Origin of the sequence: Spirosoma sp. SC4-14, assembly GCF_037201965.1 — a bacterium.
In the GTDB taxonomy this organism is placed as follows: Bacteria; Bacteroidota; Bacteroidia; order Cytophagales; family Spirosomataceae; genus Spirosoma.
Genome location: NZ_CP147518.1, coordinates 7,539,494 through 7,563,927 on the forward strand (window position 1 = coordinate 7,539,494; position 24,434 = coordinate 7,563,927).

Genomic DNA, 24,434 nt, shown 5'->3' on the forward strand with positions numbered 1-24,434 from the left:
GCAAGTCTTATTTGTTCTCAAATGGCGATGCGCCCGACACCGTAATACCCATGCTGCGAGCCGTACCGGCTACCTGCCGCATAGCTGCTTCTACCGTGAATGCATTCAAATCTGGCATTTTCGTTTCAGCGATAGTCCGAATTTGATCCCACGATACCGAACCGACTTTGTTGCGGTTTGGTTGAGCAGATCCACCTTTCAGTTTCGCTGCTTCCATCAGCAGAATTGGTGCCGGCGGAGTTTTGATGACGAAATCAAAGGATTTATCCTTATAGTACGTAATCAAAACCGGCAATACCATCCCCATTTTATCCTGCGTCCGTCCGTTAAACTGCTTGCAGAATTCCATGATATTTAAACCTTTGGAACCAAGCGCAGGACCGATTGGAGGTGATGGGTTAGCTTGCCCGCCTTTGACTTGCAGCTTTACATAGCCACCTACTTCTTTTGCCATCGTATAAATTAATTTACGATTCACGATTTGGGGCCTCTGACTCGTTAGTCACATAACAAATCAGCAACCTTACACCAGAAATCAACTGGTTTGGTCAGTAATCCTCAGAGGGAAGCATAGGACTCCTGACCATCTGAAAACTAACGTAACATTAGCTTTCCTTTTCTACTTGTGCGTAACTGAGTTCTACCGGAGTGCTCCGGCCAAATATTTTCACAACGACGTTCAGTTTCTTACGGTCGTCGAATACTTCTTCTACAGTGCCAATGAAGCCACCAAATGGGCCATCGACGACTTTAACGTTTTCGCCTTTCAGATAAGCAACGGTGGGTGCTGCTACTTCCTGAGCTTCTTCTTCAATTCGACCCAGCATCCGATTCACTTCCGACTGACGTAAGGGAACGGGTACTTTGGTGGTAGTTCCAACCTGCGAATTCCCTAAAAAGCCCAGTACACCAGGCATATTCAGAATCAGGTCGAGGGCACGGTTATTACCCAGGTCAGCCGAAATCATGATATATCCTGGATAAAACGATTTCTCGCGAACTCGTTTCTTTCCGTTGCGCATTTCATATACTTTCTCAGAAGGTATAAGAACCTGCGGGATTACCTCATCCAATTTTTGCCGGATGATTTCGTTATCGAGATACGATTTTATTTTCTTCTCCTGTCCCGATACCGCCCGAATAACGTACCATTGAATGCCGCTCATAGTTTCTGTCATTGAGTGGTCATTAGAGGCCATTAATTGTCATTTGTTAGTTTACTCTTTTGACAAATGACCTAATGACAACAAATGACTAATTTTAGAATGACTGATAGAATGCGTTCAGTGCATTCTCAAATACTAAATCAATTAACCCGACCAATAGCGCAAAAATCAGCGACGCAACCAGTACAAGTGTTGAGCTGGACTGCAAATCGCTGAATTTAGGCCAAGTCACGTTATGCTGAACTTCCTCCCAGGAGGCTTTCAGAAACGATACAAACTTGTCCATTGTATGTAAGGGATTGGCACGGGTGGAGAGATTCGAACTCCCATCAACGGTTTTGGAGACCGCTATTCTACCCTTGAACTACACCCGTATATGATTTCCGAAACGAGCGTGCCCCCGAAACGGACTGCAAAGGTACAAAATAATAATAAAAAACAAGTGCATCCCTTGAAAGAAATGCACTTGTTTTAAGCAATGTATTAGTCGAGGATTTCCGTTACCTGACCAGCACCTACGGTACGGCCACCTTCGCGAATAGCGAAACGAAGACCTTTCTCCATAGCAATCTTGTTGATCAGCGTTACTTCAATCGTGATGTTATCACCAGGCATAACCATCTCAACGTTTGCAGGCAGAGCGATCTCACCCGTTACGTCGGTGGTACGGAAGTAGAACTGAGGACGGTACTTGTTAAAGAATGGTGTATGACGACCACCTTCTTCTTTCGACAGTACGTAAACTTCAGCTTTGAACTTCACGTGTGGTGTTACAGATCCTGGCTTGCAGATAACCATACCACGACGGATATCGGTTTTTTCAATACCACGGAGCAGCAACCCTACGTTGTCACCGGCTTCGCCACGGTCCAGAATTTTCCGGAACATTTCAACACCCGTTACAACTGATTTCAGGTTTTCGGCACCCATACCCAGGATTTCAACAGGTTCGCCCGAGTTGATGATACCACGCTCGATACGACCGGTAGCAACTGTACCACGACCTGTGATCGAGAATACGTCCTCTACTGGCATCAGGAACGGAAGATCCGTCTGACGAGGAGGTAGCGGAATCCAGGTATCAACAGCATCCATCAATTCTTCGATGGTTTTAACCCATTTAGCATCGCCGTTCAGACCACCAAGAGCCGAACCTTGAATAACGGGAATATTGTCACCGTCGAAGTTGTAGAAGCTCAGCAGTTCGCGGATTTCCATTTCTACTAGTTCGAGCAGTTCTGGGTCATCCACCATGTCCACTTTATTCATGAACACAACGAGCTGAGGTACACCTACCTGACGAGCAAGCAGGATGTGCTCACGAGTCTGGGGCATCGGACCGTCTGTTGCAGCTACCACGAGGATAGCACCGTCCATTTGAGCAGCACCCGTTACCATGTTTTTTACATAGTCAGCGTGGCCCGGGCAGTCAACGTGCGCATAGTGGCGAGCTGCCGTAGCATACTCAACGTGCGATGTATTGATGGTGATCCCACGCTCTTTTTCTTCTGGAGCGTTGTCAATTGAGGAGAAGTCCCGAACTGCGGCCAGACCCTTTTCGGCCAGCACTTTCGTAATGGCAGCCGTCAGCGTCGTTTTACCGTGGTCAACGTGACCAATCGTACCGATGTTTACGTGCGGTTTCGAGCGGTCAAAATTCTCTTTTGCCATGTTTTTAAAACGCTATTATGAACTGTTGTTTGTTTATTGGATGAACTCGCTGAACGTCAATTAAGCCAGACGGAGTCCACCCTTTAGGCCTGACACCATTTTAGCTTAAAACCGCACGGGCAGCCCCGTAAAAAGATCTCACCTGAGATCTTGAGCCGTTACGGGGACTTGAACCCCGGACCTCTTCCTTACCAAGGAAGTGCTCTACCGCTGAGCTATAACGGCAATTCAACAAATTGTCAGTTTTCAGTAAAAATTTACTTTAAACTAAAAATCTACAACCTAATGGAGCGGAAGACGGGTCTCGAACCCGCAACCTATAGCTTGGAAGGCTATCGCTCTACCAATTGAGCTACTTCCGCAAAAAAAGTTTTCAGCTAGCAAGTTTTTGGCTTATAGTTATCTACTATCTATTGAACTATAACCCTCAGGGATTAACCCGCAAAAACTTAAAAACTGAAAACTACTTTAGTGGGGAGTGGAGGATTCGAACCTCCGAAGGCGTACGCCAGCAGATTTACAGTCTGATCCATTTGGCCACTCTGGAAACTCCCCAAAAATCACTCTTAAAGAACATTTTCCGCCCCCCTTTCGGGTTTGGAGTTGCAAAATTACACGGTTTTATCTTGTTGTCAACAACTGACCCAAAAATAATTCGTGAAACTTTGCACTTTCTCCCTCTATTGATCAAAAACAATAGAAAACCAGCTACCTTTTCTTACTGTTTTCCAACTTGCAGCTCGGACACAGCGTGTTCTGACCTTACGTGATCCAGATTGAAGTGTAGGCCCCGGTTTTCGCGCCGGGCCATTGCCATTTTAATAACCAGATAGGCTACCTCAATCATATTTCGCAATTCGCAGATAGGTACCGACACTTTCGATTGGCGATAGAGTTCTTCATGTTCCAGATAAATCAGTTCAAGTCGATCCATCGCTCGTTTTAATCGACGGTTCGAACGAACAATGCCCACATAGTTGGACATAATCGATTCCAGTTCTTTTTTCATCTCCGTAACCAGAACCAGTTCTTCGGGATGAGTGGTACCGGCATCGTTCCAGGCAGGAAGGTTGCTCGGTACAACTGCCTGATCGACCAGCTCAACAGTTTTCAGATATGCCCGATGCCCAAATACAACTGCTTCCAGAAGGGAGTTGGATGCCAGTCGATTGGCACCGTGTAAGCCCGTACAGGAGCATTCGCCAACGGCATATAGAAACTGGATATTGGTTTGTCCCCACTCATTTACCCGAATTCCGCCACAGAGGTAATGCTGAGCGGGTACTACCGGAATATAATCTTTCCGTAAATCGAGCCCTAGTCGGTCGCGGCAATAAGCAGTTATATTAGGAAAATGCTCAACAAATTTTTCGTAGTCGCAATGGGTTACATCCAGATAAACATAAGGGTCTCCTGCCTTTTTCATCTCGGAATCGATTGCGCGAGCGACAATGTCGCGGGGAGCCAGCGATAGGCGCGCATCGTAGTTTTCCATAAAGGTTTCGCCCTTCCGTGTCCGTAACACGCCACCAAATCCTCTGACGGCTTCTGAAATCAGGAAGTTTGGCTTTTTGCCAGGTTCGTACAATGCAGTTGGGTGGAACTGAATAAACTCCATGTCTTTACCGATCCCTTTAGCCCGGTAAGCCATTGCAATGCCGTCGCCGGTGGCAATATTAGGATTAGTTGTATTTTGGTAAATATTACCAATTCCACCCGTAGCCAGTAAGGTCGTTTTAGCCAGGAACTGCTCTACGCTGCCATTTTGGGTATTCAGCACATAAGCACCAAAGCACTTATTGTCGGTATCGTATCGATGAACGGTTTCGCCGAGGTGGTGGCGGGTAATGAGTTCAACAGCATAATAATGCGTGAAAATCTCAATGGATTTTAATGAATGCGCCTTTTCTAGTAAAGCGCGTTCAATTTCGGCACCGGTAATGTCCTTAAAATGCAGAATGCGATAGTCAGAATGCCCGCCTTCTCTAGCCAGATCGTAGCCGTTTCCTCCATGTTCTTTGTCAAATCGAGTCCCGTAGTCGATCAGTTCACGGATACGGGCAGGGGCCTCCCGAACAACGATTTCGACAATGTGACGATCGCTCAGGAAATCGCCCGCAATCATGGTATCCTCAATATGTTTCTCGAAGGAATCTTCTTCCGACCAAACGGCAGCTATACCACCCTGGGCATATTTCGTATTCGTTTCGTCGGCCTGAACTTTGGTAATAACGCCAATACGGACCTCCTGTTGACGCTCCTCGAAATACATGGCCAGCTTGGTGGCATAACTAAGGCCCGCAATGCCGGAGCCGATAACTAAAAAATCAAATTGATGGGGCATATTACTTAGGTTGAGCAGGCCGAATTCTTAGTTGATCATTGCCTAGAACCGAAAAACTATTGATTAGGTAGCTACCAAATTGATTAATAACATCGATTATTCGTTGTGGTTTTTAAGGCTACCAATCGGCAATAGCCAGATTAACAAAATACTACAATGCGGAGCCGGTGGACCAGTTCTCCAAATTTTTTGTCTTCGGTTAGTACAATTGCGTTTCGTTCGACCGCAATCTGCCGAACTTGTGTAGCTGAAATACTGTAAAAATTTCAGTAATGACTAAAACAGAAAAAACACATTCCCGCAATTGTTTAACTGTCGAAAGCTCGAAATTTTCGTCGGCTCAAACGAAAAATCGCCGGATCGGAAGAGATATACTCTTGCCAGTTCATGAATCCTATGATTTACTTTGACAACTCCAGCATCCGCGCTACTGATTCGTAGGCTTTTAGCCGTACATCTTCGGGTACAATAATTTCCGGCTGTTCGTAGAGCATACAGTTGTATACTTTTTCGAGTGTATTCATTTTCATGTAGGGACACTCGGAGCAGGCACAGGTGTTATTTTGACTGGCGGGAGCCGGGATAATTTTTTTATGGGGTGCGGCCTGCCGCATTTTATGCAGAATACCAGCTTCTGTACCAACAATAAAGGTTTGCTCGGGGCTGTCGACTACGTATTTCAATAAAGCCGTGGTCGAACCAACGTAATCGGCCTGGCTCAAAATATGTTCCTGGCATTCGGGGTGTGCAATAAAGCTAGCATCGGGATATTCCTGACGGAGTTTCTGTAGCTTTTCCAGCGATATATCGATATGTACAATACAGGCGCCATCCCAAAGCACCATATCGCGGCCCGTTTTTTTCGAGATATAGCGGCCTAAATTGGCATCGGGGGCAAAGATAATTTTCTGATCTTTAGGCAGACTTTCAACAATTTTCAGCGCATTGGACGATGTAACGATTATGTCGGACAGCGCCTTAATGTCGGCCGAGCAGTTAATATAGGACAGCACAATATGATCGGGATATTGAGCCTTGAAAGCAGCAAACTTATCGGCGGGAGCCGAGTCGGCCAGCGAACAGCCTGCATTGAGATCGGGAATGACGACTTTCTTTTGGGGCGACAGAATTTTAGCTGTTTCGCCCATGAAATGTACACCACAAAACACAATCATTTCGGCCGGTGTAGCAGCCGCCTGCTGCGACAGGCCAAGGCTATCGCCAATATAATCGGCCAGATCCTGAATAGCACCATCTACGTAGTAATGGGCCAGAATAACCGCATTTTTTTCTTTTTTGAGCCGATTGATCTCGGCAACCAGATCTATATTTTCGGCAACAGGTTTGTTAACATACCCTACGCGTTGAACTTCTTCCAGGAGTGCTTCCATTGGTGGTATCAGGTGGTTTTACTACTAAACAATGAATACCGGCAAAATGTCACAATTGCCAATACATGAATGAATACGACTTGCGCGGTGTTTAAATTATACGATCAATCGGTACGAAAGTCATGTCTGCGTGGGCGAATTTCTGTAAATCGATCCGGCTTTCAAACAACAGATGATATTTGGTTAGTTTTGAGAGCAAAGCTGTTCTGTTCATGACCGATCATTTTCTACAACTTCGTATTGTTCGCCTACAAAATGAAGCCCCTGGCGTAAAGAGTTACTTTCTTGAATCTACAGATGGACGTTTAGTACCCCATCGGGCCGGGCAGTTTCTTACACTTATCCTACAACATAATGGGCATGAAGTACGTCGGGCCTATTCGCTAAGCTCAACCGCCAGTGAGCCACTCCGGCTGACCATAAAGCGTGTACAAAACGGCGAAATATCCCGCTTCCTCATCGACACATTACAAGTCGGCGACATACTGACCAGCTTGCAGCCTGCCGGACGGTTTACTATTGATTCAAAGATAACGGGCGATCTAGTCCTGTTGGGAGCAGGAAGTGGCATAACACCATTGTTTGCCTTGCTGAAACAGGAACTATTCGGATCGGAGCGAAGAGTTACACTACTGTATAGCAATACGAACGAACGGTCTATTATTTTTCGACAGGAGTTAGAAAAGCTACAGCATCAATTTCCTAACCGATTTCGCCTGATCCATTTGCTCAGTAACCCATCTGATGACTGGAGCGGCTTACGTGGCCGACTGAACAATGTTATGCTTGAGCGGCTGTTGCCAGCGCTCATTGATAAATCAAATCGCGAAACAATACACTTTTATGTCTGTGGCCCTGGCGATTATATGCGCATGATTCAGTTTACGCTGGTTTTCAGTGGTATTCGGGCAGAACAGATTAGGCGGGAAAATTTTGTAATAGAACCCATAGTGCTTACACCACCTCCCATTATAGCGCAGGATCGAACGGTTTTGCTCCGATTTAGAGGACACGAAATTGAAATACTGGTACCGGCTTATAAATCTATTTTGCAGGCAGCGCTCGACGAAGGTGTCTCATTGCCCTATAGTTGCCGCGGTGGGCGGTGTTCGACCTGTATGGCTCAATGCCTGTCAGGCAGCGTTCACATGACAATTAACGATGTGTTGACAGAACGGGATCTGCGCGAAGGATGGGTATTAACCTGCACAGGTTATCCAGAAAGTGATCAGGTTGTGTTGGCTGTGTAGATCTAAACCAGCCACAGCTCTGGGTCATGAATTGATTATTGTTGCGGTTAGCACGGCAAGCCCACCAACCGCAACCAAGCCCTTTATAGATTCACCTTCGACTTCAGAAACGAAATGACCACATCGAGTCCTCTCTTGTAGTGGACATTATTAGGGATAACGATGTCCGCTTCGGCTCGGTAGGGCTTTATAAATTGCTTATATGTCGGTTTGACGTGGTATTTCCAGCGATACATAACGTCATCCAGATCATAACCCCGCTCTTCGGCATCGCGTTTTACCCGCCGTTCTAGCTTTATACTATTTTTAGCGTCGATGAAAATTTTCAGATCCATCTGGTCGGCCAACTCCCGAAAATGGAAAACGAAAATACCCTCAACAATAATAATAGGAGCAGGCTTAAACGTCAGCATTTTTGGAACAATGTTCGGGTTATTGAATGTATATTCCCGCTGGGTAATCGTTTCGCCGTTATGGAGTTGTGCGATATGTTTTGCGTAAAGATGATGATCGATCGTTTCGGGCAGATCAAAATTATGAATACCCTGATCATCGACAGGGATGACATCCCGGCTACGATAATAATTGTCCTGCGAAATAAGGCAAATCTGATCGTCGGGAAAGGCACTTAAAATACCTTTCAGGAATGAGGTTTTGCCAGAAGCACTGCCGCCGGTAATACCAACGATAAACGGTTTTGTAGTCATGATAGGACAAAGATACGGAGACTACAAAAATAGCTGACTTCCCGTATTGTCCTATAAAGTGAATAAATGGATCAGTAATCCACCGATGATTGCACCAGCCAATGGGCCTACTACTGGTATCCAGGCATAACTCCAGTCGGATGAACCCTTGCCGGGGATCGGCAGTAGCGCATGAGCTAATCGTGGGCCAAAATCCCGGGCGGGGTTAATGGCATAGCCGGTGGTTCCGCCCAGCGAAAGTCCAATGCTCCAAACCAGAATTCCAACCAGATACGGTCCTACGCCAATAGCCAGTTCGCCCAGATTTTTGGAAGAAATACCAGCCAGGCCAAGAATTAGAACTACGGTTGCTAAGGTTTCACTCAAAAAATTGGCTCCAGTATTCCTAATGGCTGGACCAGTAGCAAAACAGGCAAGTTTAGATCCACCATCGGGTGTAGCAGCCCAATGCGGATAATAATGTAACCAGACTAAGGTGGCACCCACAAAAGCGCCAACAAGCTGAGCGGTAATATACGGCACCACATGGCTATAGTCGTTTGTCGCAACGGCAAACGCCACCGTAACGGCCGGATTCAGGTGGGCATCGAGGCTACCAAAGGCTTTGGCAACAAACACTCCCATCGTTACGGCAAATGCCCAACCGGCCGTAATAACGATCCAGCCTGCCGATTCACCCTTCGTTTGCTTCAACACTACATTGGCCACTACGCCATTGCCCAACAGAAGCAGAACGGCAGTGCCAATCAATTCGCCCAGAAACGGAGAGGTTTGCATAAAACAGTAGTCAATAAGAAGTGGTTAGTAAGCAGGAGAAGCCCTACCACTAACCACCGTTGTCAAGGTTTAGGAATAGTTTGTGCGAATTAAGTCATATTTTTGGCGTAAATGCAAAGAGAAACTGGATTTTGGCTTCTTTTTTTTATTCATGAAAAGTATCATTTTCGATCAGGTCGGCAAACCAACCGACATTCTGAAGGCCGTTGAGGTGCCAATGCCCGAACCAGGGCCAAATGAAGTACGCGTTAAGGTGATTGGAGCGCCTATTAATCCCTCCGACATCATGTTTGTGCAGAATCTCTATGGGATTCGACCAAAGCTACCATCGGGGGCTGGTTTTGAAGGCGTAGGTATTGTTGATGCCCTGGGCGAGGGGGTTCAGATGCGAACCGGTATGCGCGTTAGTTTCACCAGCGTAGGAACCTGGGCCGACTATGCCATTGCCCATCAGCGCAGCCTGATTCCGGTTCCCGAGTCGATTTCTGATGATATGGCAGCTCAGTTGTTCGTCAATCCGTTCACAGCTTATGCAATGGTGCAGGATTCGGGCGTTGCCGAAGGTGGCTGGCTTATGCTAACGGCAGCCGGATCAGCATTCGGAAAAATGGTGATTCAGTTGTGCAAAATGCGCGGTATTAATACCATTGGCACTGTTCGGCGGGACGACCTCAACGACGAACTTAAAGCGTTAGGCCTTACGGAGGTTGTTAATGTAGAAACCGAAAGCCTGACAGCGCGGGTCAAACAAATTACCGATGGTGCCGGAGTGGCCTGTGTGCTGGATGCCGTTGGCGGACACACAGCAACCGAAGCACTAAAGTGCATCGCAAAAGGCGGTACCCTGATTATATATGGAGTTCTGAGTTTGCAGGACCCATCGCTGAATGCTGGGCTGCTTATTTTTCGGGAACTTACGGTTAAAGGCTTTTGGCTAACCGACTGGATGCGTCGGGTTGATAGCCAGACCCGGCAGGAAGTAGCCCAAAACGTTATCAGTTTGTTAGCTGCCGGCAACATTCAATTACCCGTTGAAGCATCGTATCCGCTCGATCAGATTGGCGAGGCAATAGAGCATGCTGAACGGCATGGACGCTGGGGGAAAATTCTGATAAAACCCTAAACCAATAACGCAGTTATAAGTGTCGGATTATGAGCTTAGTTAACGACTAGGTCATCTCGTTTGGCTCATTGCCCGGCGCTCATTTATGCTGCATTTTCTAACTTTATCTTTTCCATAAGTTAGGCTTCGTTATCTTTGAAACAATATCCGGGGAAACCGGCTCGTTTGTTCGTAAACGCTTGCTGGACAAACTCATCCACTTACTCGACTCGTTCGTATGCTCTTGCTTCAGGTTCCGGCTGTTGACACCACGGCCGCATCGCTGTCGGCCACCGCGGCTGCTCAACCCCAAAGTTTACAATTGTTTGATCTGGTAGCCAAAGGCGGCTGGGTCATGGTGCCCATTGCAATTTTATTTTTCTCGGCGCTTTATCTGATTTTTGAGCGGTATTTTGTTATTCGCTCTCAAACCAAATCAGACCCGAATTTTATCGATAACATTCGGGATATGGTTGCCCAGGGGAATATTAAGTCGGCAGAATCATTCGCTAAAAATCAACGCACAGCAATGGGTCGTGTTTTTGAAAAAGCCATTGGCCGGATCGGATCGCCCATCAAAGAAATTGAAAGTACCGTCGAAACGGTTGGCCAGATTGAACTATCGCGGCTCGAACGAAACATGGGCTATCTGGGTATCATTGCCGGTATTGCACCCATGCTAGGGTTTATTGGGACAATCTCCGGTATTATCCGCATTTTCTACGACATCTCCCTCTCCGACAACATCAGTGTCGGGATTATTGCCGGTGGTTTGTATGAGAAAATGATTACCTCAGGGGCTGGCCTGATTGTGGGTGTTATTGCCTATACGGGCTATCACCTGTTGAATATGATGATTGAGCGTTTTACGCTGGCTCTCGAAATCAATGCGTTCGAGTTTATCGAAGTATTGCAGAAACCCACCGCCGAACCCGCCCGGATGCGGTAAAGCCCCAAACCCCAAAGGGGCTTCTAAACATAAACGTTAATAAACCGCCCCATTAGGGGCCGGGGGCTATGAAACTTCGCAGAAAAAATAAATTTGCCGCCGAGGTTGCTACCTCATCGCTGAACGACATCATGTTCTTCCTGCTGTTGTTCTTCCTGATTATTTCGACGGTGGCAAACCCGAATGTCATAAAGTTGTTGCTACCGAAAGCGTCGTCGTCGCAGCAGTTGAGCAAAAAGCAGGTGACCTTGTCGGTCGATGAACACAAGCAGTATTTTATTGATAAGAAACCCGTTGATCCGGCCAATCTGGAAAATGAACTAAAAACAATTATGGCCGGTATTGCCGAACCAACCGTTGTGGTTCGCTTCGATAAATCGCTGACGGTGCAGGATCTGGTCGATGTTTTGCAAACAGGCGCGAAACTGAATATTAAGATGGTGATGGCCACCTCGAAATAAATCAGACCCTGGATTTTCGGGATTAAAAAGATTTACATGACTATAAGAAATGGCTTCAGGTATACCTGAAGCCATTTCTTATTAAAACACAGTCTTTCTTCGCCCTATCAAATAACTATTGATTTGCCACTAATAATTAATTGCTAAAACCGAAAATTGAGTTTTCCAAACCAGTACGCACCATTTATACCCATCTGAACCGGATCCCAGGCACCACCCGATTCGGTAAGATCGGCTCGATGCAGGTCTGGATAGACATTAAAAATATTTGAGCCGCCGATCGACAATCCTACCTGCGGAGTAAAGCGATAAGAGATCGACATATCGGTCGTCACTTTGGGGTGGTATATATCCAGATTTACGGGGTCATAATTCCAGTTGGCCAGTTTCACCTCGCCAAACCGCACAAAGCGCACTAAAAACGCCCATTTGTCGATGCTGTAGTCGACTGTCAGGTTAATTTTTGATGGTGGTGCCGACGCTTTCACGAAATAGTACTCGCGCAGATCGAAGTATAGATCTTTATAAGGCTTAAGCTTTTCGTTTGTATTAACGCTGATGGTATCAAGCGAGTTGAAGTTCATGCCCAGCGATGTGTTCAGACGCCCCTTTCCAACCTGTGCATGGTGAGCCAGTACGATGTCGATACCACGGGTACGGGTCGAAATAGCATTCGTAAAAAACTGCACCTGGCTTACATTTAGCTGGTTAAGGGCATCGGAAATTTCGGGCAGATCGTTGCTAAACTGCCCAGTCAGCACTACCCGATCTTTGATGCGAACATAATACCCATCGACGGTTAACGTAAAGCCGCTTCCCAATTCGCTCGTAAAGCCCAGACTGGCATTTACTGACGTTTCCTGTTTAAGGGGAGGTACACCGAGCGCTTTTGTGATGTCGCTTCCGTTCTGAGCAATCTGCACCTGAATGGGTTGTCCACCTACAAAATTGGTAATGGTTGAATTGAAATACTTCTGTGCCAGCGACGGTGCCCGGAAGCCGGTGCTTAATGTTCCCCGAAGCATAAAGCCAGGGCTAACCTTCAACCGGCTCGATAGTTTACCGTTTATCGTACTTCCAAAATCGCTATAGTGTTCATAACGGGCAGCAGCCCCAATCATGAATGCTTTTGTCAGATCGGCTTCCGTGTCAATATATAAACCCAGGTTGGTACGGCTTTGGTTAACCACATTACTTGGCTGGAAACCCGGAAACCCCTGCGAACCAGCAGCCTTTGTAATATCATAGGCTTTATATGATGCCTCTTCACCGGCAAAAATCTTATAGTTTTCATACCGGAACTCCGACCCAAACGCTACGTTGAATCCCTGAAAGGTGTTTTTAAAGAAGCGCGTAAAGTGCAAGCCCGTTACGTTTTGCTGCAATTGAAATCCGCCTGCATTGAACTCGCGTGGCGATGAGGCTCCCATCGATGCGTTTAGCGTGTTCTTTACGCCGTAGTCGAAGCGGTTCGAGCCAAAAATATTGCCAAAATCGATGTTCCAGCCACGCTTTGTAGTAGTCCGAACACCAGCCGCAAACGTACCGTCGGTAATGTTGCTGGTAATAATGGGGTCGAATCCGTTCGGATAAATTGAGGGAATGTTACGCGGGCTATCGGCCGACCGGGTCCAGGCATAGGCATCGCCTTTCCGAAAATTAATTCCTCCGAAAGCATACAGATTGGTATTCGCACTGAGCGGAATCTGAGAGTTTGCATACAGCGACGTATTTTTAATTTGTGCATCACCATATTGCCGCCGTTGCAGCGTCGAATCGATACCTGGCGTGTTGGCCCGGTTCGTATGATCGCGCTGGTTATAGTCGCCCGTTAGGTTCAGGAACCCATTTTTGCCAATTTTCCAGCCATAGTTGGCGTTCAGATTCAAATTTCCGCCATCAAATTTCTGATCATCGAAACGATATTTAGCCTGATAAGCGCCATAATTAACGTTTGCCGTTAACTGGTTGGTAGTCGATTTGAGAACGATGTTGATCACACCGGCAATGGCATCAGAACCATACTGAGCGGCTGCCCCGTCACGAAGAATCTCGATCCGTTCGATGGCCGCTGCCGGAATCGTATTCAGATCAGTACCCGTATTGCCCCGGCCGCGCGTTCCAAATAACGTAACCAGCGAAGACTGGTGCTGCCGTTTTCCATTGATCAATACCAGGGTCTGGTCGGGTCCCAGACCGCGCAGCGTAGCCGGATCTACGTGGTCGGCCCCGTCGGAACCGGTTTGCCGATTCGAATTGAACGAAGGCGCAACAAATTGTAGTAGTTGGTTAACATCGAGCTGGCCCGTTTTTGAGGTTACCTGCCGAACGTCGATTACATCGATGGGTGCAGGCGAATCAGTAACAGAGCGGTTCAGATTACGCGATCCGACTACGACTACCTCATTCAGATTCGTTAAAGCAGGTTTTAACGCCTGAGTTATTGCTCTCGTACCCGCTTCGACTACGACCGATTGCTCAGCGGTTTCAAACCCTAACGAACTAAATCGGAGCGTATAGCGACCAGGATTTAACTCAAGCGAAAAATTTCCGCCAGCATCTGTGGTTGTGCCCGTTTGCATATTAAGCACAACAACCGTTACGCCTGGTAATGAACTTCCGTTGGCGGCATCCGTAACCCGACCGCGCAAGCTTTGTGAAAAAGCAGAGATCGATACCAGACAACAAATAATTAGAATTTTTGCATTCATTTAATGGAAAATATAATGATTTAAACAATTGTAACTCAGTGTCTTTTTTAGACGAAAGGCGAAATTGCTAGTAACCATTATTGGCAGAATCTGTAAACAAATACAGACTAAATACCTGTTTGTTGCGACTAGTCACTTTACTTCATAAAAAGCCATAGCGCTTTAGAATCCGATCAATTGTTGCGATTCATTCAATCAAACCAACCGGCTTTCTGGTTTATAGGATAAACCTAATCGGATATGATCGCTAACTACACTGAAGCCGCCGTTTGCCAGATCGATGAACTGGCAGACGGCCAACTCAAAGAAGTTCGTGTGGGAGATACTGACGTATTACTGGCGCGTGTCGATGGCCAGTTCTATGCTCTTCACCCAAAATGCTCACACTACCAGGCTCCTTTGGCAAAAGGAATATTAAATGGGAATCGATTAGTTTGTCCCTGGCATAATGCCTGCTTCGATATTCGGAATGGACATCGACTCGAATCACCAGCATTAAACGGACTGCCTATGCATGAAGTGCGGCTAGAAGGCGATCAGGTATTTGTACGACTAACAACTGATAAAGAAAGCCTGGAGAATCCAATGGCAGCGCCGGACGATGCCAATATGGAGACCTACGTTATTGTTGGAGGAGGAGGTGCGGCAGCCTTTGCAGCAGAGGGTTTGCGAGAAGGTGGCTTTACGGGGAAAATTGTAATACTGACGGCCAGTCAGGAAGGGCCGTACGACCGCCCAAACTGTTCAAAAGATTATTTGCAGGGGCAAGCTCCCGACGAGTGGATGCCCCTCCGCACTGATGAATTTTATCAGGATTATGGCATCGAAATCCGCACAAACGTACACGTTTCGGCCGTAGACTCTAAATCGAAACAAATCATATTAGATTCTGGCGAGGCTATTCACTATGACAAATCTCTCATTTGCTCAGGTGGCAAACCTAATGTCTTGCCGGGCTTAGACTCCAATTTGAAAGGCGTTTATACACTTAGGAGCCTGCACGATAGCCAGCAGTTGCGCGAGTTGGGGCAGCCAGGTAAACGGATCGTTATTGTTGGCAGTTCATTTATTGGCCTGGAAGGTGCCATGAGTTTGCGAAAGCTCGGTGCAGAAATTGATGTTGTTGGCCCGGAGCCCGTTCCATTCGCCAAAATACTGGGGCAAAAAATTGGACAGATAGTGCAACACTGGCACGAAAAAGAAGGCATTCGGTTTCATCTGGGGCGTCAGGTTAGTACTTTAGAAGGAACTGAGTCCGTAAATGCCGTTTTGCTTGATACTGGCGAACGGCTTCCGGCCGATGTGGTTCTACTTGGGTTAGGCGTAAAACCCAATACTCATTTTTTGAAAGATATTCCATTAAAAAAAGACGGCGGAGTACAAACTGATGCCTATTTACAAATAGCTGATGGTTTATATGCCGCTGGTGATATAGCATACTATCCAACCGCCGATGGATCACAACGCATCGAACATTGGAAAGTTGCCGGACTGCAAGGGCATATTGCCGGACTGAATATGGCTGGTAAAGAAATTGCTTACGATGCAGTTCCATTTTTCTGGACCAATCAACAGGGAAAACGCATCAATTATATTGGCCATGCAAAGGACTTCGATACTATTTTATACGACGGCGACCCCGAAACAGATGAGTCGTTTTTGGCCTTGTATATTCAGAATAACCAGATTAAGGCTGCGGCTGGCCTGAAGCGGGATCAGGACATAATTGCGATAAAAGAATTGATGCAGGAAGGTCGACTACCATCGGCCGATAAGGCTCAGCAAGGAATAAAATGGACCGAATTGCTGAAAAAAGCATCGTCAGCAGCATGATGTCAACATTTCAGACGCTACTTGTTAGCCAGAACGTTTAACTTTGTGACCAGACCGTGCTAAAAACGGTTTGGTTATGACGCATCAACTTGCCCTCAAAAAGCCGCTGGCTTTTTTTGATCTGGAAACGACAGGCATCAATGTTGCTAAAGACCGTATCATTGACATCTGCATTGTGAAAGCAATGCCCAATGGTGAGGTCATTAGCAAAAGCCAGCGTGTAAATCCAGGTATGCCGATTCCACTTGAATCGAGCTTAATTCATGGAATTTATGACGACGACGTAAAGGACGCTCCTCCTTTTAAGACGGTTGCCCGAACGCTGGCGCAGTTTATGGAAGGATGCGATCTGGCTGGTTTTAACAGCAATCGTTTCGATGTCCCATTATTAGTCGAAGAATTTTTGCGGGCCAATGTTGATTTTGAGATGAAAAATCGCCGGATGGTTGATGCCCAGCGGATTTTTCATCTCATGGAACCCCGCAACTTAACAGCAGCCTACAAATTTTATTGCAACAAAGATCTGATTGGTGCTCATGGAGCCGAAGCCGATACAATTGCTTCGCTCGAAGTATTGAATGCCCAGGTCCAACGCTATCGGGGCATGGTTGCCAAAACTGACAGCGGGCAGGATATTATTTTTGAAAACGACATCGACATGCTTCACAGCCTTACGGCCAATAATAATGTTGATTTGGCGGGCCGAATTATTACAAACGGTAAAGGCGAAGAAGTTTTTAATTTCGGCAAACATAAAGGGCTACCCGTGCTGGAAGTGCTCAAAAAAGAGCCATCTTTCTATGACTGGATGCTAAAAGGTGAATTTCCACTCGACACGAAACGGCGCTTAACCGAAATCCGGCTGCGCATGTTTAGTAACGGAAATGGAAGAAAATAGGCAGTAATCACATAAAATAGAGGTTAAATTTTTCGAATCTGCCCTATTTATACTTCAATTCGCCACCTACCTTAGTCACCTGAATTTGAGCAAGCCCGAATAATCTTTACATTTGCGGCACTTTCTATTAACCGGCAAGCCATGCAACCCACGCAGGACGTCCTCATTCCGGAAGTCATTCAGCAAATACCGCTCACGTATTATCTGATCCTCAGCACCGCGCTGTTCGTTATCGGCATTATTGGTGTTCTGACCCGGCGTAATGCCATCATCATTTTCATGTCTATTGAATTGATGTTGAACGCCGTTAACTTATTATTGATCGCCTTTTCGTCCTACCGTTCCGACTCGTCGGGGCAGGTATTCGTCTTTTTTATTATGGCAGTAGCCGCAGCCGAAGTATCGGTTGGTCTGGCTATTATTGTCATGATTTACCGAAATACCCGATCAATCGACGTCGGATTGCTTAATAAGTTGAAATGGTGAAATAAGTTTTCAGTTCACGGTTTAGCGGGCTGAATACGGCCCTACCCCGTGAATCGTAGACCGTAAACGTCAAACAATTTCATGCAAATAGAATTACTCTGTGCGCTAATTCCGCTTTTTCCGCTGATTGGATTTCTCATCAACGGTATTGGTTTTCGTCGGGTACCAAACGGTCTGGTGGGAGCCATTGCCACAATAGCGGTCCTGGCTTCCTTCTTAACCTCGGCTTATTTATTTGGTGCGTTTATCGGTAATGCTGGTCGCACAGGCAGCGAAGCACCGCTGGTTGCCACTCTTTTCGACTGGATTAGCGTTGGCGATTTACACATTAATTTCTCCTTCCAGATCGACCAGTTATCGTTGTTGATGTTGCTGGTTGTAACGGGTGTAGGTACGCTGATTCACCTCTATAGCATCGGCTACATGCACCACGACGAAGGGTTTGGCAAGTTTATGGCTTTCCTGAACCTGTTCATTTTTTTCATGTTGCTGCTCGTAATGGGCTCCAACTATGTAATTATGTTCATCGGTTGGGAAGGTGTTGGCTTGTGTTCCTATCTGCTTATTGGCTTCTGGAACAAAAATATAAACTACAACAATGCCGCCCGGAAAGCCTTTGTCATGAACCGAATTGGCGATTTGGGCTTTTTGTTAGGCATATTCCTACTCATCAATACCTTCGGTACGGTTGAGTATGTCGATATTTTCAAACAGGCAACCAGTCTGGAAATTGGCGACAGTACGGTGCTGCTCATTACCATCCTCCTTTTTGTTGGTGCTATGGGCAAATCGGCTCAGATTCCGCTCTATACCTGGCTACCCGATGCAATGGCTGGCCCAACCCCGGTTTCGGCGCTGATCCATGCGGCAACAATGGTGACTGCCGGAATCTACATGGTCGTTCGGTCAAATGTTCTCTATACGCTGGCCCCATTGACGCTGGAAATTGTTGGCATCATTGCCATTGCTACAGCGCTCCTTGCCGCATCTATTGGTCTGCTTCAGAACGATATTAAGAAAGTGCTTGCCTATTCGACCGTATCGCAACTCGGTTATATGTTCCTGGGCTTAAGTGCAACAGCTTATACAGCGGGCATGTTCCACGTCATTACGCACGCATTCTTCAAAGCACTCCTGTTCCTTGGTGCCGGTAGTGTGATCCACGCCATGTCCGACGAACAGGATATTCGTAAGATGGGTGGTTTGCGGAAAGCGTTGCCAATTACGTTTATTACGTTCCTGATCGGAACCATTGCCATCTCGGGCTTACCCCCATTTGCCGGTTTCTTCTCAAAAGATGAAATTCTGGCACACGTTTTCGAACACAACAAAATCTTGTGGGCACTAGGCGTTCTGGGTTCAGGACTTACGTCCTTCTATATGTTCCGTCTGTTGTTCCTGACATTCTTTGGCGAATTCAGAGGAACTGAAGAACAGCGCCATCACCTGCACGAGTCGCCAGCAACCATGACCGCACCGCTGGTTATTCTGGCAATTCTGTCGGCCATTGGTGGCGGGCTGAATCTGCCAGGTTCAGGTTGGTTGGGCGATTTTATGGCACCTTTGTTCGAAGGTTCGCGGCACGTTAATCCAGAAGCCTTTGCCGAATCGACAATTGAACATAGCACCGAATACATACTCATGGCCGTTTCGGCTGGCGTTGCCCTACTGGCCCTTGTTATAGCCTATGTTATGTACATTAGCCGTGGTGCTGTTCCAGTAGCTGATACGGCCGAACGGTCAGGCCCCGAACAGCTTGTTTATAACAAATACTACGTCGATGAATTGTACGATGCCGTCATCGTTCGGCCTATTCGTGGGCTGGGCGATGCCTTATATAGCTTTGGCGAAGGGGTTATCGATGGTATTGTTAATGGTGTTGCCTGGCTGGTACGCCAAAGTGCAGCTCAACTTCGGTTGCTCCAGAGTGGTTCTATTGGCTTTTATGTTTTTGCAATGGTGTTAAGTATTGCCGCCATTTTTGCACTACGATTTTTCATTCGGTTTTAGAACGGTATACTGTGCCCGGTTTTCGGTTAAGCTTAACTGAAAACGAACAACTGAAAACTTGTTTACGATGCTTACACTTTTTCTGATTCTTTATCCTACCGTAGCTGCTACACTGATTCTGCTTTTTCGGGGCGAACGCGTAAAACAAGCGGCTTTAGTAGCTGCGTTGGTCGAATTGGTTTTAGCAGGTTACGCATTTTTTGCCTTTAAGCCGGATGCTACATCGCAGTTTGGTTTCGACTACCCCTGGCTGGGCTCGATGGGCATTCGTTTCAGTGCAGGAATCGATGGAATCAGCGTTTTGCTGGTATTACTAACTGGCTTACTAGTTCCGTTCATTATTCTATCGACCTTCAACCGGAGCTACGACCGCCCCTCTACATTCTATGCGCTGATGCTCTATATGCAGGCTGCGCTGGTGGGCGTGTTCACAGCCCGCGATGGCTTTTTGTTCTATCTCTTCTTCGAAGCAGCACTGATTCCTATTTATTTTCTGGCTGCTATGTGGGGTGGCGAAAACCGGATTCCGGTTACGTTTAAATTCTTCATTTATACCATCTTCGGCAGTTTGTTCATGTTGCTGGCTCTAGTGTATTTATACTACCAGACGCCACCAACTGCCATGGCAGCCCATTCGGCAGCAATCGAAGATTTTTATAAGCTAAAACTAACGCCCGAAGCCCAAAACTGGGTATTCTGGGCATTCTTTATTGCCTTTGCCATCAAAATGCCAGTGTTCCCATTCCATACCTGGCAACCCGATACCTATGTTGAATCGCCAACGCCAGCCACGATGCTGCTGGCTGGTATCATGCTCAAAATGGGTATTTATGGTTTGATCCGCTTTATTCTGCCCATAGTTCCGCTGGGCGTTGCCACCTGGGGTAAAACAGCCATTATTTTGTCGGTAATTGGCATTATTTATGGTGCGATTATCGCTATTCGTCAGCGCGATATGAAACGACTGATTGCCTACTCGTCGTTTTCGCACGTTGGCCTAATGGCAGCGGGGGTATTTTCGCAAACTGAAACCGGTATGCAGGGAGCGCTGGTACAGATGCTGGCCCACGGGATTAATGTTGTTGGCTTATTTTTTGCCGCCGATGTGATTTTCTCACGAACAAATACACGCCAGCTCGATCAGCTTGGCGGCATTACACAAACCACACCCAAGCTGACCGTCTTCTTTATGATTATGATGCTGGGCAGTGTTGCGTTGCCCCTCACAAACGGGTTTATTGGCGAGTTCCTGCTGTTGCATGGCGTCTTTACTTACAATCATTATCTGGGATTAGCAGCTGGCTTTACCATCATATTTGGTGCGGTTTATATGCTGCGGATGTTTCAGAAAAGCATGTTTGGTCCAACATCTATGCGAACAGAATCATTTAGTGACCTAACCAGTACCGAAAGCTGGGTATTTGTTCCTTTAGTGGTTATGGTTTTCTGGATTGGAGTTTATCCGCATACATTTTTACACGTTACGGAACCAGCCGTTGCCAATCTGATGAAATACATCGGCACCACAACGGTGTCTATGAAATAAATTAAACTGTAGTAGTTAGACCGTTTTCCAGTCAGAGCCTTGATCGGAAAACTGAAAACGCAAATAATATGCTTCCCATCGTTCTGTTGTCGATTTTTGGTATTATACTCCTGTTTTTAGGCTTTTTGAAGTCTAGAGCAGTGCTATTGCCAGCTACACTACTATTCCTGCTGATTGCGCTGGCTGTCAATTTCCTCGACTGGAACAAAACCTATCTCTATTTCAATGATATGCTGCGAACCAGCAACCTGACAATGGTCTTTACGGCTATTGTGCTGGGGTCTGCATTTATGGTCGTAGCCTTGTCGAGTAATTTTCTTCGGGACGAATCAGCTCAGCCAGCCGAATATTACAGTATTATTCTGTTTTCGCTGGTAGGTGCCATCATCATGATGGGTTTCGAAAATCTGATTATGTTATTCGTAGGTGTCGAAATCCTGTCGGTTGCCATGTATGTACTTACGGGTAGCGATAAGCGTAATCTGCGATCAAACGAAGCCGCTCTGAAATACCTGCTGATGGGGTCATTCGCTACCGGCATTATGCTGTTTGGCATGGCGCTGTTGTATGGAGCCACCGGCACATTCACAATCACGGGTATTGGCTCTTATGCAGCCAATCCACAAATGGGCTTATCCCTACTCCTCTATGTAGGCTTGCTCATGTTGCTGATTGGTTTGCTGTTTAAAGTGTCGGCGGCCCCCTTCCATTTCTGGACCCCCGATGTCTACGATGGTGCCCCTACGATCTTTACGGCCTTTATGTCGACGGTTGTAAAAACGGCTGGCTTTGCGGCCCTATTCCGGTTACTTTCGGTATCGTTTGGCGGTGTCTATACCTTCTGGTGGACAATTCTGGCAATTATTACGGCCTTAACACTCGTTGCTGGCAACATTACGGCCGTTTATCAGAATAGCTTTAAGCGAATGATGGCCTATTCGAGCATTTCTCATGCTGGTTATCTGCTTATCGGCTTAGCGGCCTTAGGTACGCAAACTAAACAGGCAATTGTGTTTTACTCACTGGCCTATTCGATCGCCACAATCTCAGCTTTTGGCGTACTGCTTCTGGTAGCACAACAACGGGCAACGCAAACCTTCTCGGGCGATGGTGTAACAACTGAAAACTTCGATTCATTTAATGGACTGGCTCGACAAAATCCGCTTCTTGGCTTTGCGATGACTGTTTCGATGCTCTCGCTGGCTGGCATTCCATTAACGGCGGGGTTCTGGGGGAAGTTTTATATGTTTTCAACAGCCGTTGAGCGTGGCCAAATCTGGTTATTAGTAGTGGCGGTTCTGATGTCGGCTGTTGGTATTTATTACTACTTCCGGGTAATCATTGCTATGTATTTTCGCGATGGTGCAACGGAGCCCATTCTGGTTGCGCCGTTCTATCGATATGTGCTTCTGGCGGCCACAATTCTAACACTTGGCTTAGGAATTGCGCCGGGTTTATTACAGGGTTTGTTCTAATAATCTGCTACTTAAATTTAAGCCGTAGCCTAATTTATCAATCCCGATTACATACGCGATTGGCATCAAAGTTGTATTTTTGAGCCGTAGGAAGAAAAGTAAATCGATAAGTTCAGCGTCTTTTCTCGGGTAAAACAGTGAACGTGAGCAGCATAGAACAGCCAAAGCCTAAGGAGTATAAGGATATTTTCTCATTTTTTCTAACGGCTTTGCTGGGAGCATCTATCAATTTCGTTAGCCAGATATTTTACCGGAACTACTTCGACTACGCTACCAGTGTTCTTTGTGGCTATCTGACAGCCACAGTTCTTACGTTTTTACCAACCAAACGATATGCTTTTGCCGCTGCCAAAACAGGCAACACCGCCCGCGAGGCTATTAAGTTTCTGGTTATTGCGCTGGTAGCCCTTATTGTTCAGGTTTACGTGTCCAAGTATACGCTGGAATGGGTTGCCAATCCACTCTTCCCTACTGCCTCTGACCTATGGCGCGAAAAAGGCTCTCATGTAGTTGGTATGGGCATGAGTTTTATGGCAAATTATTTTGGGCACAAACTACTGACCTTTCGTAGTACTGGCGTATATGATAAGCTACGCGCACGAGCACCCCGGCAAAATGAAGAGCAATTATAAGTGTAGCTCATCTTCGTTTTGTTTTATTCCTTTCTGCACTATTCTTAGACCCTTAGCTATTATTTAGAAAATAATACATCTACATTTGCATTATTTAGAAAAAAGGTATATTTGCTACCGCAAACCTTAAAATACCACCAAAAGGCAATGAAAAAAGTTTTCGCTTTATTATTCGTAGGCAGCATGCTGACCTTTGCTGCTTGCCAAAGCAAACCTAAAACAGAAGAAGCTGCTGCAGATTCAACTGCTACTATGTCGACCGACACCACCACAATGGCTACGGATTCGGCTGCTACTATGGTTGATTCGGCTGCTACTGCTGTTTCTGACAGCGCGAAGTAAGCCATTAGCTTCCCTGAACAATAAAAAAAGCCTTATTTTTATAAGGCTTTTTTTATTGTTCAGACTTTGACAGACGTATTTACAACCTATTTCCCAATAGGAACTGCTACCTACTGCCGACAGCTCTGGCAGCACTATACTTTCGACTTTCGGATTGTTAAACCGCGTCGGACACGGTTAGGGGATTTCCGGGCGCTTCCGCATGGCAAACTACAGATTACTGTTAACAACGACCTTAACCCGTATGCGTTTCTGATTACGTTTGTGCATGAAGTTGCCCATGCCGATGTGTATCGGTCGTATCGCAGACGCGTACAGCCTCATGGAAAAGCCTGGCAAACGGCCTTTCAGCGGCTCATGCAACCCTTGCTGAACGAAACCATTTTTCCGGTTGACATTTTGCTTCCTCTACAACACTATATGCTCAAACCAGCGGCAACAACCTATGCAAATCCGGCGCTGATGACAGCGCTCAGAAAAGCGGATACTCACCAATCGGCTCGGTTTGCTAACGGGCGAATATTACTGCGCGACATACCAGAAGGCACTGCTTTTCAGTTTGATAAAAAGACATTTATACGGGGAGCGCTACGCCGAACACGCGTTCTCTGCAAAGAAACCTCATCGGGCAAATCATATGCTATTCTGGCTCATGCCTGGGTAGAAATTAGCGAAACATGAAT

At 46.5% G+C, this 24,434-nt stretch carries 22 protein-coding genes and 4 tRNA genes; 12 read left to right on the plus strand and 14 right to left on the minus strand.

The features are described 5' to 3' along the window. Nucleotides 1-7: 7 nt before the first annotated feature. From rplK to nadA, 10 genes are all read right to left on the minus strand, one after another. On the minus strand, nt 8-454 hold the full coding sequence (gene rplK, locus WBJ53_RS31180) for a 50S ribosomal protein L11 (protein ID WP_338873693.1): 447 nt from the start codon (nt 452-454) through the stop codon (nt 8-10). 151 nt (nt 455-605) lie between these two features. Beyond that, nucleotides 606-1,166, minus strand: a complete 561-nt coding sequence (nusG, locus tag WBJ53_RS31185; RefSeq protein ID WP_338873695.1) for a transcription termination/antitermination protein NusG — start codon at nt 1,164-1,166, stop codon at nt 606-608. A gap of 94 nt (nt 1,167-1,260) precedes the next feature. Further along, on the minus strand, nt 1,261-1,452 hold the full coding sequence (gene secE / locus WBJ53_RS31190; protein WP_338873697.1) for a preprotein translocase subunit SecE: 192 nt from the start codon (nt 1,450-1,452) through the stop codon (nt 1,261-1,263). A 14-nt stretch (nt 1,453-1,466) separates the two neighbouring features. Then, nucleotides 1,467-1,540: transfer RNA gene (locus WBJ53_RS31195), tRNA-Trp, on the minus strand. Between the two features lie 109 nt (nt 1,541-1,649). Then, complete coding sequence (gene tuf / locus WBJ53_RS31200; RefSeq protein WP_338873699.1) at nt 1,650-2,837, minus strand: elongation factor Tu; 1,188 nt, start codon at nt 2,835-2,837, stop codon at nt 1,650-1,652. Between the two features lie 153 nt (nt 2,838-2,990). After that, a tRNA-Thr gene (locus tag WBJ53_RS31205) sits at nt 2,991-3,062 on the minus strand. A gap of 61 nt (nt 3,063-3,123) precedes the next feature. Continuing rightward, a tRNA-Gly gene (locus WBJ53_RS31210) sits at nt 3,124-3,199 on the minus strand. A gap of 110 nt (nt 3,200-3,309) precedes the next feature. Continuing rightward, nucleotides 3,310-3,392, minus strand: a tRNA-Tyr gene (locus tag WBJ53_RS31215). Nucleotides 3,393-3,555: 163 nt separating this feature from the next. Then, a complete protein-coding gene (gene nadB, locus WBJ53_RS31220) occupies nt 3,556-5,181 on the minus strand; it encodes an L-aspartate oxidase (RefSeq protein WP_338873701.1) in 1,626 nt (541 codons plus the stop codon). 401 nt (nt 5,182-5,582) lie between these two features. Continuing rightward, a complete protein-coding gene (gene nadA, locus WBJ53_RS31225) occupies nt 5,583-6,572 on the minus strand; it encodes a quinolinate synthase NadA (RefSeq protein WP_338873703.1) in 990 nt (329 codons plus the stop codon). Between the two features lie 212 nt (nt 6,573-6,784). On the opposite strand from nadA, the gene WBJ53_RS31230 reads away from it, so the two are divergent. Further along, nucleotides 6,785-7,822, plus strand: a complete 1,038-nt coding sequence (locus tag WBJ53_RS31230; RefSeq protein WP_338873705.1) for a ferredoxin--NADP reductase — start codon at nt 6,785-6,787, stop codon at nt 7,820-7,822. A gap of 83 nt (nt 7,823-7,905) precedes the next feature. On the opposite strand, the gene udk is transcribed toward WBJ53_RS31230, so the two are convergent. Then, nucleotides 7,906-8,529 (minus strand): uridine kinase, encoded by a 624-nt coding sequence (gene udk, locus WBJ53_RS31235; protein WP_338873707.1) that lies wholly within the window; start codon nt 8,527-8,529, stop codon nt 7,906-7,908. A 51-nt stretch (nt 8,530-8,580) separates the two neighbouring features. Further along, nucleotides 8,581-9,306 carry an MIP/aquaporin family protein gene (locus WBJ53_RS31240; RefSeq protein WP_338873709.1) on the minus strand — a complete coding sequence of 242 codons (726 nt, stop codon included), beginning with the start codon at nt 9,304-9,306 and terminating at the stop codon, nt 8,581-8,583. Nucleotides 9,307-9,457: 151 nt separating this feature from the next. On the opposite strand from WBJ53_RS31240, the gene WBJ53_RS31245 reads away from it, so the two are divergent. The 3 genes from WBJ53_RS31245 (at nt 9,458) to WBJ53_RS31255 (ending at nt 11,818) form a co-directional block, all read left to right on the plus strand. Next, complete coding sequence (locus WBJ53_RS31245; RefSeq protein ID WP_338873711.1) at nt 9,458-10,429, plus strand: zinc-dependent alcohol dehydrogenase family protein; 972 nt, start codon at nt 9,458-9,460, stop codon at nt 10,427-10,429. Nucleotides 10,430-10,646: 217 nt separating this feature from the next. After that, nucleotides 10,647-11,357, plus strand: a complete 711-nt coding sequence (locus WBJ53_RS31250) for a MotA/TolQ/ExbB proton channel family protein (RefSeq protein WP_338873713.1) — start codon at nt 10,647-10,649, stop codon at nt 11,355-11,357. Between the two features lie 68 nt (nt 11,358-11,425). Further along, nucleotides 11,426-11,818 (plus strand): biopolymer transporter ExbD, encoded by a 393-nt coding sequence (locus tag WBJ53_RS31255; RefSeq protein WP_338873715.1) that lies wholly within the window; start codon nt 11,426-11,428, stop codon nt 11,816-11,818. Nucleotides 11,819-11,961: 143 nt separating this feature from the next. Here WBJ53_RS31255 and WBJ53_RS31260 read toward each other — a convergent pair whose 3' ends face one another. Then, a complete protein-coding gene (locus WBJ53_RS31260) occupies nt 11,962-14,529 on the minus strand; it encodes a TonB-dependent receptor (RefSeq protein ID WP_338873717.1) in 2,568 nt (855 codons plus the stop codon). A gap of 240 nt (nt 14,530-14,769) precedes the next feature. Between WBJ53_RS31260 and WBJ53_RS31265 the strand changes: the two genes are divergently transcribed. From WBJ53_RS31265 to WBJ53_RS31295, 7 genes are all read left to right on the plus strand, one after another. Then, nucleotides 14,770-16,362: an FAD-dependent oxidoreductase gene (locus tag WBJ53_RS31265; RefSeq protein ID WP_338873719.1), complete on the plus strand. Its 1,593-nt coding sequence runs from the start codon at nt 14,770-14,772 to the stop codon at nt 16,360-16,362. Between the two features lie 76 nt (nt 16,363-16,438). Beyond that, nucleotides 16,439-17,260, plus strand: coding sequence for a 3'-5' exonuclease (locus WBJ53_RS31270; RefSeq protein WP_338873721.1), 822 nt, complete (start codon nt 16,439-16,441; stop codon nt 17,258-17,260). A 141-nt stretch (nt 17,261-17,401) separates the two neighbouring features. Beyond that, nucleotides 17,402-17,746 (plus strand): NADH-quinone oxidoreductase subunit NuoK, encoded by a 345-nt coding sequence (gene nuoK, locus WBJ53_RS31275; RefSeq protein ID WP_046577146.1) that lies wholly within the window; start codon nt 17,402-17,404, stop codon nt 17,744-17,746. Between the two features lie 81 nt (nt 17,747-17,827). Next, entirely contained in the window at nt 17,828-19,756 is a 1,929-nt protein-coding gene (gene nuoL, locus WBJ53_RS31280; protein WP_338873726.1) for an NADH-quinone oxidoreductase subunit L, read from the plus strand. A gap of 67 nt (nt 19,757-19,823) precedes the next feature. Continuing rightward, on the plus strand, nt 19,824-21,302 hold the full coding sequence (locus tag WBJ53_RS31285; protein ID WP_338873728.1) for an NADH-quinone oxidoreductase subunit M: 1,479 nt from the start codon (nt 19,824-19,826) through the stop codon (nt 21,300-21,302). Between the two features lie 68 nt (nt 21,303-21,370). Then, nucleotides 21,371-22,777, plus strand: a complete 1,407-nt coding sequence (locus WBJ53_RS31290) for an NADH-quinone oxidoreductase subunit N (RefSeq protein WP_338873730.1) — start codon at nt 21,371-21,373, stop codon at nt 22,775-22,777. A gap of 137 nt (nt 22,778-22,914) precedes the next feature. Next, nucleotides 22,915-23,409 carry a GtrA family protein gene (locus WBJ53_RS31295; protein WP_338873732.1) on the plus strand — a complete coding sequence of 165 codons (495 nt, stop codon included), beginning with the start codon at nt 22,915-22,917 and terminating at the stop codon, nt 23,407-23,409. 59 nt (nt 23,410-23,468) lie between these two features. On the opposite strand, the gene WBJ53_RS31300 is transcribed toward WBJ53_RS31295, so the two are convergent. Next, complete coding sequence (locus WBJ53_RS31300) at nt 23,469-23,756, minus strand: hypothetical protein (RefSeq protein WP_338873734.1); 288 nt, start codon at nt 23,754-23,756, stop codon at nt 23,469-23,471. A gap of 61 nt (nt 23,757-23,817) precedes the next feature. Here WBJ53_RS31300 and WBJ53_RS31305 point away from each other — a divergent pair, with 61 nt between their 5' ends. Beyond that, the gene (locus WBJ53_RS31305; RefSeq protein WP_338873736.1) at nt 23,818-24,432 is read left to right on the plus strand and encodes a SprT-like domain-containing protein; all 615 of its coding nucleotides are present in this window, start codon (nt 23,818-23,820) and stop codon (nt 24,430-24,432) included. Nucleotides 24,433-24,434 lie beyond the last annotated feature (2 nt).